This is a genomic window from Kitasatospora sp. NPDC042419, from assembly GCF_056437345.1.
Genome location: NZ_JBWKAW010000011.1, coordinates 75,629 through 89,338 on the forward strand (window position 1 = coordinate 75,629; position 13,710 = coordinate 89,338).

At 74.4% G+C, this 13,710-nt stretch carries 9 protein-coding genes; 5 read left to right on the forward strand and 4 right to left on the reverse strand.

From position 1 onward, the window contains the following. The first annotated feature begins 207 nt into the window (after positions 1-207). From AC067J_RS21640 to AC067J_RS21650, 3 genes are all read left to right on the forward strand, one after another. Entirely contained in the window at positions 208-1,599 is a 1,392-nt protein-coding gene (locus AC067J_RS21640) for a TIR-like protein FxsC (protein WP_478301528.1), read from the forward strand. Further along, positions 1,596-5,588, forward strand: coding sequence for an FxSxx-COOH system tetratricopeptide repeat protein (fxsT, locus tag AC067J_RS21645; RefSeq protein WP_478301530.1), 3,993 nt, complete (start codon positions 1,596-1,598; stop codon positions 5,586-5,588). The genes AC067J_RS21640 and fxsT overlap by 4 nt, the downstream gene beginning before the upstream one ends. 133 nt (positions 5,589-5,721) lie before the next feature. After that, positions 5,722-6,702, forward strand: a complete 981-nt coding sequence (locus AC067J_RS21650) for a 2-hydroxyacid dehydrogenase (RefSeq protein ID WP_478301531.1) — start codon at positions 5,722-5,724, stop codon at positions 6,700-6,702. Here the strand turns inward: AC067J_RS21650 and AC067J_RS21655 are convergent. The 3 genes from AC067J_RS21655 to AC067J_RS21665 form a co-directional block, all read right to left on the reverse strand. Next, positions 6,699-7,556, reverse strand: a complete 858-nt coding sequence (locus AC067J_RS21655; protein ID WP_478301806.1) for an alpha/beta fold hydrolase — start codon at positions 7,554-7,556, stop codon at positions 6,699-6,701. The genes AC067J_RS21650 and AC067J_RS21655 overlap by 4 nt on opposite strands. A gap of 111 nt (positions 7,557-7,667) precedes the next feature. Beyond that, on the reverse strand, positions 7,668-8,582 hold the full coding sequence (locus tag AC067J_RS21660; protein WP_478301533.1) for a DUF4231 domain-containing protein: 915 nt from the start codon (positions 8,580-8,582) through the stop codon (positions 7,668-7,670). A gap of 286 nt (positions 8,583-8,868) precedes the next feature. Beyond that, positions 8,869-9,633, reverse strand: coding sequence for an SIS domain-containing protein (locus AC067J_RS21665; protein WP_478301535.1), 765 nt, complete (start codon positions 9,631-9,633; stop codon positions 8,869-8,871). 220 nt (positions 9,634-9,853) lie between these two features. Between AC067J_RS21665 and AC067J_RS21670 the strand changes: the two genes are divergently transcribed. After that, entirely contained in the window at positions 9,854-10,546 is a 693-nt protein-coding gene (locus AC067J_RS21670) for an iron-dependent transcriptional repressor DtxR (RefSeq protein WP_478301537.1), read from the forward strand. 655 nt (positions 10,547-11,201) lie between these two features. On the opposite strand, the gene AC067J_RS21675 is transcribed toward AC067J_RS21670, so the two are convergent. Then, positions 11,202-11,909, reverse strand: coding sequence for a bifunctional DNA primase/polymerase (locus tag AC067J_RS21675; protein WP_478301539.1), 708 nt, complete (start codon positions 11,907-11,909; stop codon positions 11,202-11,204). Between the two features lie 317 nt (positions 11,910-12,226). Between AC067J_RS21675 and AC067J_RS21680 the strand changes: the two genes are divergently transcribed. Beyond that, a complete protein-coding gene (locus tag AC067J_RS21680; protein ID WP_478301540.1) occupies positions 12,227-13,603 on the forward strand; it encodes a transcriptional regulator in 1,377 nt (458 codons plus the stop codon). The last annotated feature ends 107 nt before the right edge of the window (positions 13,604-13,710 follow it).

Here is a 13,710-nt window from a genome sequence, read left to right on the forward strand (position 1 = left end):
TTAACCCGCGGCCGGCGCGGCGGGCCCGGTCCGCGGGGGGCTACCGCCCGCGCGTGCGTGCGACCGTGCGCCCCCGGTCGTTTCGGTCATGTCAATCCGCGTGCCCCCACGTGCTATTCCCATGCCCCCCGGGTCGTTCCTACACTGAAGCCCCGCGAACGGGGACGCGCGGGAAAGAGGTTGCCGGGGGGCCAGGGGGAGGCGCGTGTGAACGACCACGGCTGGGACGAGGACGCGGCCCGGCCCTACTTCTTCCTCAGCTACGCCCACACCCCGAAGGCGGGGGCACGCGGCGCCGGCGACCCCAACCACTGGGTGCGCCAGCTCTACCGGGACCTCTGCGAGGCGGTCCTCCAACTCACCACCGTCCCGGCCGGGGTGCCGGTCGGCTTCATGGACGAGTCCATGCACCAGGGCGAACTCTGGGCCGAGCGGCTCTCCGAGGAGCTGGCCAGCTGCCGGGTGTTCGTGCCGCTGTACTCGCCGCGTTACTTCAACAGCATCCCGTGCGGCCAGGAGTGGCACGCCTTCACCCGCCGCCCGGTCTACCCGGCGACCATCGACTCCGAGCGGACCAGCGGCATCGTCCCGGTGCTCTGGGCGCCGATGAGCCGCTACAAGCTGCCCAAGGTGGCGAGCGAACTCCAGTTCAACCACGCCAGTTTCGGCCCCGACTACGCCGCCGAGGGACTGTACGCGCTGATGAAGCTCAGCTACTTCCGCTCCGCGTACGAGCTGGCCGTGCACCGGCTGGCCGCGCGGATCGTCGAGGTGGCCGAGGAGACGGTCATCCCGGTCGGGCGGCGGCTCGACTTCAACGCCCAGCCGAGCGCCTTCGACGTCGCCGCACCGACCAAGCGGCTGCGGATCTCCGTCCTCTCGTACCACCAGGGCGAGGTGCCGGCCGACCGCAACCCGGACTACTACGGCACCCGCCGCACCGACTGGCACCCCTACCGGCCGGCCGCCAACCGCCCGCTCGCCGAGCACGCGGTCCGCCTGGCCCGGCAGTTGGGGTTCCAGCCGACCGTGCACGAGTTCGACGACGAGGCGGAGGAGCTGCTCGGCGGCGGCGAGCCCACCGCCCCCGGCCTGCTGCTGCTCGACCGCTGGGCCCTCTGCGACGAGCGGCGCCGCGAGCTGGTACGGCGGTTCGACCGCTCCGACTCGGCCTGGGTGAGCGTGCTGGAGCCGTGGAACGCGGACGACCCGGACTGCGTCGAGCGCCACCGCGAGATGGCCGAACTCGCCGACCAGGTACTGCGGCTGACCCACCGGGCGGCCCGCCCCAGCTTCCTCGGCGTGATCGGCGGCACCCCCGGACTGGCCAGCCTGGAGGAGTTCGACGACGCGCTGCCGAGAGCCGCGATGAAAGCCAAGTACGCCTTCGAGGGGCGCACCAGGACCGAACCGGACGAGCCGCCGGCCCCCCGCCCGAGCCTGCGCGGCGCCTTCCGGCCGCAGGGCGGACGGGCCGGCCCGGACCGGTACGGCGGGGACCCCTCCGAACCGGACGACCCCTTCGGTCACGACGACCACCCAGTACGCCAGAGAGGCGACCGCCCGGACGACGGGACGCCCGGGGGAGGAACCACATGAGCGAGAACCGCACCAGGAACCTCCGCATCGGCGGGCTCACCGCCGAGGAACTCGCCGCCCAGCGCGAGGCGGAGCGGGACCGGCACGGCCGGATCATCACCTTCTACTCGTACAAGGGCGGCACCGGCCGCACCATGGCGCTCGCCAACACCGCGTGGATCCTGGCCGCCAACGGCTTCCGGGTGCTCACCGTGGACTGGGACCTGGAGGCGCCGGGCCTGGCCAAGTTCTTCCACCCCTTCCTCGACCAGGCCGCCCTCGCCGGGACCACGGGCATGATGGACCTGATCGCCGAGTACCGGGAGGAGGCGCTCCGCCCGGTCGAGCACGCCGAGGGCTGGCACCTGGACTTCGCCCGGGTGCACCCGCACGCGCTCTCGCTCTCCTGGCCGCTGTTCCCGCTCGGCGGCAGCCTGGACTTCCTCTCCGCCGGCCAGTTCAACCGGGACTACTCCGAGGCCGTCACCCACCTCGACTGGGACATCTTCTACGACCGTTTCGACGGCGGGCAGTTCTTCGACGCCCTGCGCGCCGACATGAGCAAGCACTACGACTACGTGCTGATCGACTCCCGGACCGGCCTCTCGGACATCGCCGAGATCTGCACCGTCCAGATGCCCGACGACCTCGTCGTCTGCTTCACCCTCAGCGACCAGTCCATCGACGGCGCCTCCCGGATCGCCCAGCACATCCACGACCGCTACCGCGAGCGCGGCATCCGCATCCTGCCGGTGCCGATGCGGATCGACGAGGGCGAGAAGGAGAAGGCCGACGCCGGCCGGGCGCTCGCCCGGATCCGCTTCGACGGCCTGCCCGCCGGCCTCGACGGCGACGAACTCGCCCACTACTGGGGCTCGGTGGAGATCCCCTACCGGCCCTTCTACGCCTACGAGGAGATCCTCGCCACCTTCGGCGACCAGGGCGGCACCCAGACCTCGATGCTGGCCGCCTGCGAGCGGCTCACCTCGGCGATCACCGAGGGCCGGGTCGGCTCGCTGCCGACGGTCGACGAGGAGATCCGGCTCCGCTACGTGGACGCCTTCACCCGCCGCCGCCCGTCCGTCCCGGCCGACCTCTACCTCTCCTACGTCCCCGAGGACCGGATGTGGGCGGACTGGATCGAGTCGGTGCTCACCCGGGCCGGCTTCCGGGTGCTGCCCCGCGACCTCAGCGCCGGCACCGACCCGCGCCAGGACACCGAGCGCGGGATCGACGCCGCCTACCGGACCGTCGCCGTCCTCTCGCCCGCCTACCAGCGCTCGCCGCAGGCCCGCGCGCTCTGGGAGTCGGTGGTCAGCTCCGACCCGTCCGGCACCCGGCGCCAGCTGGTCCCGGTCCGGGTCGGCGACGTCCGGCTGACCGCGCCGTTCTCCAACCGCAACCCGGTCGACCTGGTCGGCCGTGACGAGGCCCAGTCGGTGCAGACCCTGCTGCGCGCGCTCGGCCGCGGCGACGTCGCGCTCGCCGAGAGCCCGGCCGGCGGCCCCCGGTTCCCCGGCAGCAAGCCGCAGGTCTGGGACGTCCCGCCGCGCAACCCCTCCTTCACCGGGCGCTCCGCCGTCCTGGAGCAGCTGCGCAACCAGCTGCGCGGCGGCATGGCGGCCGTGCTCCCCACCCCGCAGACCCTGTACGGGCTCGGCGGCGTCGGCAAGACCCAGGTCGCGCTGGAGTACGCGCACCGCTTCATGTCCGACTACGACCTGGTCTGGTGGATCGACGCCGAGCAGACCGAGCTGGTCGCGCCCGCGCTGGCCGACCTCGCCCGCCGGCTCGGCCTGCGGGTCGGCGACTCGGTGACCGAGGCCGCCGAGGCCGCCCGGGAGGCGCTCCGGCGCGGCGTGCCCACCTCGCGCTGGCTGCTGATCTTCGACAACGCCGACGAGCCGGCCGAGATCCGCCGGTTCTTCCCCGGAGGGTCCGGCCACATCCTGGTCACCTCCCGCAACCAGGCCTGGTCCGGGCACGCCGAGGCCCTGGAGGTGGACGTCTTCACCCGCGGCGAGAGCGTCGAGCACCTCTGCCGGCGCGCCCGCGGCCTCTCCCGGCCGGACGCCGACCGGGTCGCCGAGGCGGTCGGCGACCTGCCGCTGGCCGTCGAGGTCGCCGCCGCCTGGCTGGACACCACCGGCACCCCGGTCGACACCTACGTCGCCCAGCTGCAGGCCGAGGCGGCCCGCGCCCTGGCCGGAACCCGCCCGGCCGACTACCCGACCCCGGTCGGCGCCACCTGGAACGTCTCGATCGCCCGGCTCCGCGAGCAGTCCCCGGCGGCCGTCCGGCTGCTCCAGCTCTGCGCGTTCTTCGCACCCGAGCCGATCTCGATGAACCTGTTCTACAGCGACCAGATGATCCGCGCCCTCGTCCAGTACGACGCGGACCTGAGCGACAAGTTCATGCTCGGCAAGGTGATCCAGGCGATCGGCCGGTACGCGCTGGCCAAGGTCGACGCCGGCACCAACAGCTTCCAGGTGCACCGGCTGGTCCAGGCCGTCATCCGGGCCGAGATGACCGACGACGAGCAGGAGGTCGCCGTCCACGAGGTGCACCGCATCCTCACCGGCGCCCGGCCCTCCCTCGGCGACACCGACGACCCGGCCAACTGGCCTGCCTTCGACGAGATCTGGCCGCACCTGTCGCCGTCCAAGGCGCACAACTGCGACGAGGCCGACACCCGCCAGCTGCTCATCGACCGCGTCCGCTACCTGTGGAAGCGCGGAGAGCTCGACCGGGCCCGGGACCTCGGCCACGCCCTGGACGAGGAGTGGACCAGGAAGCTCGGCGAGGACGACCGGCAGACCCTGCTGCTGCGCTTCCAGCTCGCCAACGTGCTGCGCTCCCAAGGCAACTACGCCGAGGCGCTGGCCCTGGACGAGGCCACCCTGGAGCGCCAGCGGGCGCTGCTCGGCGAGCACCACCCGTACACCCTGATGACGGCCGGCTCGCTCGGCGCCGACCGGCGGGCGCTCGGCCGCTTCCAGGCCGCACTCGACCTGGATCGCGAAATCCTCGACCAGTTCCGGGAGTTGTTCGGCGACGACAACCCCCGCACGCTCTCCATGGCGAACAACCTGGCGATCGACTACCGGCTGGTCGGCGACAGCGAGGCCGCCCGCGAACTCGACCAGGAGACGCTGGACCGCCGCACCGCGGTACTCGGCCCGCGCCACCCGTACACCCTCTCCACCAAGTCCAACCTCGCCCGCGACCTGCGCGAACTGGGCGACTACCGGGGCTCGGTGGAACTCCTCCAGGAAGTCACCGAGGACCTCGGCGACGTCCTCGACCCGGACCTCCCGGAGAACCTGCGCAACGCCAAGTCACTGGCCGTCTCGCTGCGCCGGATCGGGCAGCTCGCCGAGGCCCGCCGGATCACCAAGGAGACCTACGAGCGCTACCTGGAGCGGTACGGCGCCGACGCGCCCGACGCGCTGGCCTGCGCGCTCAACCTGGCCGCCGACCACAGCGCGTCCGGTGACAAGGAGGCCGCCCGCGACCTGTGCGCCACCGTCTACGAGGGCCACCGGCGGCTGTTCGGCGACGAGCACCCGTTCTCCCTCGCCTGCGCCAACAACCTGGGCATCTACCTGCGCGGCAGCGGGGACGTCCCGGGAGCGATCGCGCGCGGCACGGCCACCGTGGACGGCCTCACCCGCTCGGTCGGACCGGACCACCCGTACACCCTGATCGCGATGATCAACCTGGCCAACGCCCACGGCGACGACGGCCGGACCGACCTCGCCGAGGAACTCGGCCGCGCCGCGCACGAGGGCCTCTGCAACCGCTACTCGGCGCGCCACCCCGACGCCGTGGCCTGCGAGGCCAACCTGGCGGTCACCCTGCGGGTGGCCGGCCGGCACACCCAGGCCGCCGAACTCCGGGCGCGCGCCATCGCCGAGCTGATCCGCCAGTTCGGCGAGGAGCACCCCAACACCGTCGCCGTCCGGGGCTGGAAGCGGATCAACCGCGACCTCGAACCGCAGCCGGTCTGACCGGCCCACCGGGGCCGGGGGCGCCCGCCGTACGCGGCGTGCCGTGCCCGGCGTGCCCGCCGTACGCGGCGTGCCGCAGCCGTCCGGGCTGCCGCATGCCGCGTACGCACCCGCCGCGTATGCTTCGGGCCTGATGAACGAGCTGCCCCCGGTCCTGGTCACCCGCCGCCTCGCACCCGGCGTCGTCGAACGGCTCACCGCGCACCACGCGGCCACCGTGCACGACTCCGACCTGCCGCTGCCGCGCGCCGAGTTGCTGGCCGCCGTCCGCGGCCGGACCGCCGTGATCACCACCCTGGACGACGTGGTGGACGCCGAACTCCTCGACGCGGCAGGCCCCGGCCTGCGGATCGTGGCCAACCACGCGGTCGGGCACCACAACGTCGACCTCGCCGCCTGCGCCGCGCGCGGCGTCCTGGTGACCAACACCCCCGGCGTGCTCACCGCCGCCACCGCCGACATGGCGTGGGCGCTGCTGCTGGCCGCCACCCGCCGGCTCGGCGAGGGCGAACGCCTGCTGCGCTCCGGCGGCCCGTGGGCCTGGGCGCCCAACTTCATGCTCGGCCTGGAGCTGGCCGGCACCCCGCTGGGCGTCCTCGGCATGGGCCGGATCGGGCAGGCGGTCGCCCGCCGGGCCCGTGCGTTCGACATGCCGGTCGGCTACCACAACCGCCGCCCGCTGCCGCCCGAGCAGGCCGAGGGCGCCGAGTGGCTGCCGCTGGACGACCTGCTCGCGGCCTCCACCGTGCTGGTGGTCACCTGCCCGCTCAGCGACGCCACCCGGCACCTGCTGGACGCCCGCCGGCTGGCCCTGCTGCCGCCCGGCGCGGTGGTGGTGTCGATGACCGCCGGCGTCGTCGACGAGGAGGCGCTCGCCGCCGCCCTGGACTCCGGGGCGCTGTTCGCCGCCGCCGTCGACAACTTCGAGCACGAGCCGGCCGTCCCGCCCGCGCTGCTCGCCCAGGAACGCGCCGTGCTCGCCCCGCACCTCGGCAGTGCCACCGTCCGCACCCGGCAGGCGATGGGCGGCCTCGCGGTCGACAACGTCCTCGCCGTCCTGGCCGGCGCCGCCCCCGTCACCCCGGTCGGCCCGGGCACCCCGGTCGGCCGCTAGCCCGCCGCCGCCCAGCTCAGGGCGGTGGCCATCACCCGGAAGGCGCCGAAGTGGGCGGCACCGGGCTCCAGGAACAGCTCGGCGCCCGGGATGTGGTCGGCCAGCCAGCGGGAGTGGTCGACGGGGGAGAACTGGTCGTCGGCGCCGTGCCAGAGCCAGGTCGGCACGGCGACGTCCCCGACGTCGAAGCCCCAGCCGGCGGTGAACGCCAGCACGTCGTCGATCCAGCCGTCGGCGCCGTGCCGGAACGCCTCCCGGTAGTTGCTCTGCAGCATCCGCCGCAGCCCGGTGTCGGCCACCACCTCCCGGTCGGTGGGCGGGAGTTCGGGCCGCAGGCCCTTGAGCAGGCTGACCGGGTCGGCCCTGATCTGCTGCGAGCGGAACAGCATGCCGGCCGCGATCCGGTCGTGCCCGCGCTCGGCCTCCCGGTACGCCCGGACGTTGGACGGCGTCATCCCGCCGTACCAGTCGAGGCCGGCGGCGTCCCGGGGCGCCAGGCCGACCAGGACGGCGGCCCGGGTGACCCGCCCGGGCAGCAGCGCCGCGCAGGCCAGCGCGTGCGGCCCGCCCCCGGAGCGCCCGAGCACCGCGAAGGCGTCGATGCCGAGGTCGTCCGCGATGGTCCGGACGTCCGCGGCCGCGGCGGCCACCCGGCGGCCGGGCAGCCGGGTGGAGTCGCCGTAGCCGGGCCGGTCGAAGGAGACCAGCCGGACGCCGAGCCGGTACAGGACGGTGCTGCGCGGGTGCGGGCCGACCCGGCTGCCGGGCATGCCGTGCAGCAGGAACACCGGGCGGCCGCGCGGGTCGCCGTGGGTGTCGACCGCCAGTGCGCGGCCGTCCGCCGCCTTGACCATCCGTAGCGCCACGTGCGACCTCCTCGGCTCTCGGGGCCCGGCCGTTCGGCCGGTGCGCCCGGTCGGTGGATCCGCCCGGCGGGCCCGGTCGGGGCCCGGCCGGCGGCCCGGTCAGTGGTCCCGGTCGGTCGTGCCGCGGACCTCGCGGCGGGCCTGCCAGGTCGTGTGCTCGCGGGACACGGCGTCCTCGGCGTCCCGGGCCAGCCGGGCCCAGAGCTCCTCGGCATCGGCCGAACCGACGTCCAGGCGCGTGAGCTGACTGCTGATCAGCTCCAGCTCGTGGGCGGCCAGGCCGTACGCGGCGGCCAGCGGCCGGTACTGGCGCAACTGCGCCCAGGCGGCGACCGAGGCGGCGACGGCCGAGACGGTGCCGAGCGCGTCGTAGGAGAACTCGCCCATCGCCCGCAGCGCCGCCAGCACCAGGCCGAGCAGCGGCAGCACCACGCCCAGCACGCCGGTCCAGAAGCCGGCCCGGGCGCAGTAGCGCGCCTTCGACCGGTACCAGTCGTGCTGCACCCGGATCCGCTCGCGCAGGTAGACGTCCCGGCGGACCGCCAGCGGCTGGGCCCGCAGCCCGCGCATCGCCTCGGTGATCTGGGTGTCGGCGGGCCGGGTGCCGAGGCCGGCACCGACCGCGCGGCTGCCCCGGAAGGCGTTCAGCACCCGGCCCAGCTGGAAGCCGTAGAGGCCCTCGGCGTCCGGCAGGCTGCGCGGCGGCGGCTGGAAGGCGTCGGCGCGGACGGCGAACTTCCAGGCGAGGGTCTTCACCGACTCGGCGGCGGCCCGGCCCTCGTACCAGAGGCCCTGCGGGTTCTGCCGGCTGATCACCACGGCGAGACAGATCGCGCCGAGGTAGGCGGCGGCCGCGAACCAGGCCCAGAGACCGCCGTCGGCGGAGCCGGCCGCGGCGGCGGAGACCAGCAGCACCAGCTCCCAGGCGGAGAGCCGGACGGCCCGCCGCTGCCCCTGCTGGGAGGCCGAGTCGGCGGCCCAGAACAGTTCGGGCAGCAGCTCGCGCTCCCGCACCCAGCCCATTGGACCCGCACCCGACGCCATCCTCGGCCCCCACCAGTCGCTCCGGTCGCACGCTGTCCTGCCCCGGCGGGCGGCCCGGTACGCCTCGGCCGCCCCCGGTCCGTCCGCTTTGGCCGGGAAACCGCCGGAGTTTGTCCCGTATATCGGTGCCCGGCCCGGCGGCGCCGCCGCGGGACGCCCGGCCCGGGCGCCCGCACCCGCGCTCCGCGCCCGCGTCCGCGGCCGCGCTTCATCCCCCCGGAGGGGCGGCCGGGGCACGAGGACCGGGGCCCCGGGCTCAGTAGGTGTAGAAGATCCGGTCGGTGTTGTCGGCCATCTGCTTGGCGTTCCACTCGGTGCCGCCGGGCACGTTGCCGGAGCGGAACAGCGGCGGCGCCGCGCCGTCGCCGGCCGCCGCCGCGTCGGCCAGCCGGCCGACCGCCGACGCGACCACGGCCTGCATCAGGGCACTGGTGACGATGGTGGAGACCGGGCCGAAGGTGGTCTCGGCGCCCGGGTGGGTCAGCTCGCCGTCGCCCACCGCGATCTTGTTGTCGAGGACGACGTCGCAGTGGTCCTTCAGGTAGGTGCCGGACGGGTGCGCCGAGGGGACCTCCCCGGGGTAGGCGAGCGAGGTGACCCCGATCACCCGCAGGCCCCGGCCGCGGGCGTGCTGCGCCAGCTCGACCGGCATCACCTGGCGGCCGGACAGCGAGATCACGAAGAGCAGGTCACCGGCGGTGGCGGGGGTCAGGTCCAGCGTGGTGGTGGCCAGCCCGGAGACCCGCTCCAGCGCGCTGGAGAGCGGTGCGGGCATCACCGTCACCCCGGCCATCCCGGGGACCTCCAGGAGGTTGAAGGGGACCAGCCCGCCGGCCCGGTAGACCACGTCCTGGGCCGCCAGCGAGGAGTGGCCCGCGCCGAAGGTGAAGATTCTGCGCCCCTCGGAGATCGCCTCGGCCAGCAGTGCGGCGGCCGCCTCGATGCCGTCCGCCTCCTCGGCCCGGACCCGCTGGAGGTGGGTGATCGCGGCGTCGAAGTACCGGCCGACCAGGTCGCTCATCTGCTGCCTTCGCTCTCTGCCGGTGGGGGACCCGGCCGGGTGGGGCGGCCCTGGTGGTCCAGACCGCCGGTGGAGAAAGCTACGGCGAGCACCGTGCTGCCTCACCGGTGCCGCTGTCAACAGCGACGAAAACCCGCGCCCGGAGCCTTGCGCGGGCCCGGTTGTCCGTGCGGTACGTCAGAATTGGCGGTGAGGACACCGAAGAACGGAGCCAGCGGCGATGTCTGGGCTGATCGACACCACTGAGATGTACCTTCGCACCATCCTGGAACTGGAGGAGGAGGGCATCACCCCGATGCGCGCCCGGATCGCCGAGCGCCTGGAGCAGAGCGGCCCCACCGTCAGCCAGACGGTCGGCCGGATGGAGCGCGACGGACTGCTCCAGGTCGCGGGCGACCGTCACCTCGAACTCACCGAGGAGGGGCGCCGGCTCGCGGTGCGCGTGATGCGCAAGCACCGCATCGCCGAGTGCCTGCTGGTCGACGTGATCGGCCTGGAGTGGGAGCAGGTGCACGAGGAGGCCTGCCGCTGGGAGCACGTGATGAGCGAGACGGTCGAGCGCAAGGTGCTCGCCATGCTCGGCCACCCCACCCAGTCCCCGTACGGCAACCCGATCCCGGGCCTGGACGAGCTGGGCGACGCCAAGGCCGAGGGCGAGGGCTTCGACGCCGGGCTCGTCCCGCTGGACTCGGTGAAGCCCGGGGAGGACGGGGCCAGCGTGGTCGTCCGCCGGATCGGCGAGCCGCTCCAGACGGACGGCGAACTCATGCGCACGCTGCGCCGGGCCGGCGTCCGGCCGGGCTCGACGGTGCGGGTCACCGCCGGGGTCGGCGGGGTGCTGGTGGGCACCGGCGAGAACGCGGCGGAGCTGGGCAAGGAGATCGCGGCGCACGTGTTCGTCGCACAGCCCTGATCACGTAGCACTGATCACGCAGCACTGGTCGTGCGGCCCTGGTCGCGCAGCCCTGGTCGTGCGGCGCCTTGGCCGTGCGGCCCTGGTCGTGCGGCCCCGACGGGGTGGCCCCCGGTCGGACGGCCTCGACCGCGCAGTCCTGACGGGGCCCCGGCGCCGGGACGGCCGACAGGGCCCGGTGCCCCGTGCACCGGGCCCTGCTCGCCCCTCCCCGTCCCTCCCTGTCCCCGTGCCACCGGCCTCCCCGAACCCGGCCGGTGACACGGCCCCCGCCCTCCCTCCCGTTCCCCTCCGTCCCTCCCGTCCCGCCTCGCCCGGCTTCCCCGTCCGAGCGACCCTTCCGGCGGCCCCTCACGCTGGAATTCCTCCCCTCGGCCGATCATGGCAATCCTTGAGCGTTGTCACTCGTACGAGCGGCTTCGCCCGTTGACCAGCGGGTACACGGAAGCCTTATCCGGACATGGGTATGACGGGCCCCGTCTCCGGTGGGAGACAAGGCCCGTCACTCGCGCGCGGGGTCTCGCGCACTGCGCGCCCTCACCCGATAGGCGTAGGGCGGCCGTTCAGGGGCGGCCGGCCGAGGACTCGGCCGAGCGGCTCAGCGGCCCGGCCCGGAGGTTCGGCACGGCGGGCCGGCACCGCGGACCGGGCCGGATCAGCGGACCGCCGCCGGCTGGGCGGAGCGGTCCGGCAGCGAGGGGGCCTCGCGTCCGCACGCGTACGCCAGCGGGCTGATCAGCTCGGCGGCGTCCGGCAGCCAGCGGTTGAGCGCGGAGGGTGAGCGGGCCCACTGGGCGAACCCGGTCGGACCGACCCGGGACGGCGGGGCCACCGTCCAGTCGCCCTCGCCGCGGGCCACCAGGTCCAGCCGGCCGGGCGGCCAGCCGAGTTTGCGGAGCATCTCCGGCAGCTTGGCCGCGACGCCGGGCAGGACCAGGAAGTGCAACCGCCGACCCGACCGGCCCGACGCGGCCGGGGCGACGACCACCGGGCCGAGCTGGAGGCCCATCCGCTCCATCCGGGCCAGCGCCAGGCAGCCCGCCACCTCCGGCACGTCCAGCACGTCGAAGGACCGCCCGGTCGGCAGCAGGATCGACGACTCCGGGCGCTCCGTCCACCAGCGCCGCACCGCCCCCGGCCCGGCGCTCGCCTTGCGCGCCCAGTCCGAGTCGACCGGATGGGCGCCGGGCAGCGGGCAGCGCGGCTCCGCGCAGGAGCAGCGGGCCGGGCCGTCACCGTCGATCAGCCAGGCGCCCGGGGCGACCTCCCAGTGACGGTTCTCGGCGTAGCCGACGGCTTCGATGAGCAGCGGGGGCAGTCCGGCGTTGCCGCCCTGGTCGGGGGAGTCGGGGATGTCTTCCACGGGCTGCTCAACTACCGTGCGTGAGGCTGGTTACGGTCCGGTGCCGGACGGTCCGCCGCGCGGCGTCAATTCACCCGAACCGGTGAGGCGAACCGTGTTGGAGAGCGCCGGGGGGAGGCGAGGTGGGCGCAGTGGGGGCGCACGGGAGCATTATCCCGGGCGCGCGGGGGGTGGGGATCGTCACCGTGGGTATCCCGCTGGCGTTGCTGATCGCTAACCTGGTGTCAGATTCCTTGGACGGTCGGACAGTCGGCAACAGAGATCAGCAGAAAGCGTCGCCCGCCGGCCGGACCGGAGGGTGTGGGGAGGCGAAGCCAATGGCCGCGAGACCACTTGTCGCACGACAGCCCAACGAGCGTCTGCAGCAGCTGATCCAGGAGGCCAGCTGCTCCAACGCCGGTCTGGCACGGAGGGTCAACCTCTGCGGGGCCGAGCACGGTCTGGACCTGCGGTACGACAAGACCTCCGTCGCGCGCTGGCTCCGCGGCCAGCAACCGCGCGGGCAGGCACCGGCGGTGATCGCCGAGGCGCTCGGCCGCAAGCTGGGGCGGAGCGTGTCGGTCGAGGAGATCGGCATGGCCGACGGCAAGAACCTCAGCTCCGGGATCGGGCTGCAGTTCGCGCCGACACTGGGCGCCGCACTGGAGCAGGTCTGCGAGCTGTGGCGCAGCGACGTCGGCCGCCGGGACTTCCTGACCGGGGCGACGGTGGCGGCCTCCGCCCTGGTCGAGCCCAGCCGGGACTGGCTGATCACGCCGCCCGACCCGGTGGTGGCGCGGACCGGCGGCACGCGGGTCGGCCCGACCGACGTCGCGGCCATCAAGGCGACCACCGCGATGCTGGTCGACCTGGACCACCGGTTCGGCAGCGGGCACGTCCGCCCCGTGGTGGTGCACTACCTCAACAGCGTGGTCTCCGGGCTGCTCGGCGGCGCCTACCGCGAGGAGATCGGACGTCAACTCTTCGCGGCCGTGGCACGGCTGACGGAGCTGGCCGGCTACATGGCGGTGGACACCGGTCAACCGGGCCTGGCGCAGCGGTACTACATCCAGGCGCTGCGGCTGGCCCAGGCCGCCGACGACCGCGGCTACGGCGGGTACGTGCTGGCGGCGTCGATGAGCCACCTGGCGGCGACCCTCGGCAACCCGCGGGAGATCGCCCAGCTCGCCCGCGCCGCGCAGGAGGGCGCCCGTTCGGTGGCCACCCCGACGGCGATGGCGATGTTCTACGCGGCCGAGGCGCGCGGGCACGCGCTGCTCGGCGACGCCCGGGCCTGCGAGGCGGTGGCCGCCAAGGCGCTGGAGATGATGGAGAAGCGCCGCCCGGAGGACGACCCGGACTGGATCGTCCACTTCGACGACGCCTACCTCGCGGACGAACTGGCCCACTGCCACCGGGACCTCGAACAGGCCGGCCAGGCCGAGCACTACGCCCGCCGGGCGCTCGACCTGCACCCGCCGACCCGGGTCCGGCGCCGCGCGGTGGACCTCGTGCTGCTGGCGACGGCGCAGCTCCAGCAGCGGGACGTCGAGCGGGCCTGCGAGACCGGGGCCCAGGCGGTCCGGCTGCTGAGCGGGCTGCGGTCCAACCGGGGCGTGGAGTACCTGGACGAGTTCCGGCGCAGGCTGGAGCCGTTCCGGGAGCAGCGGGTGGTCCGCGAGTTCCAGGCCCGCGCCGAGGCGGAGGCCGCCTGAGCGGGGGGTCGGCGGGGCGCGTGCAGGGTCGGTGAGGGATGGACCGCCCACGTGGTCGGCCGGTTCGTCGAACCGGTAGCGTGGGCGCGACGTCCAAGGAACTGTGA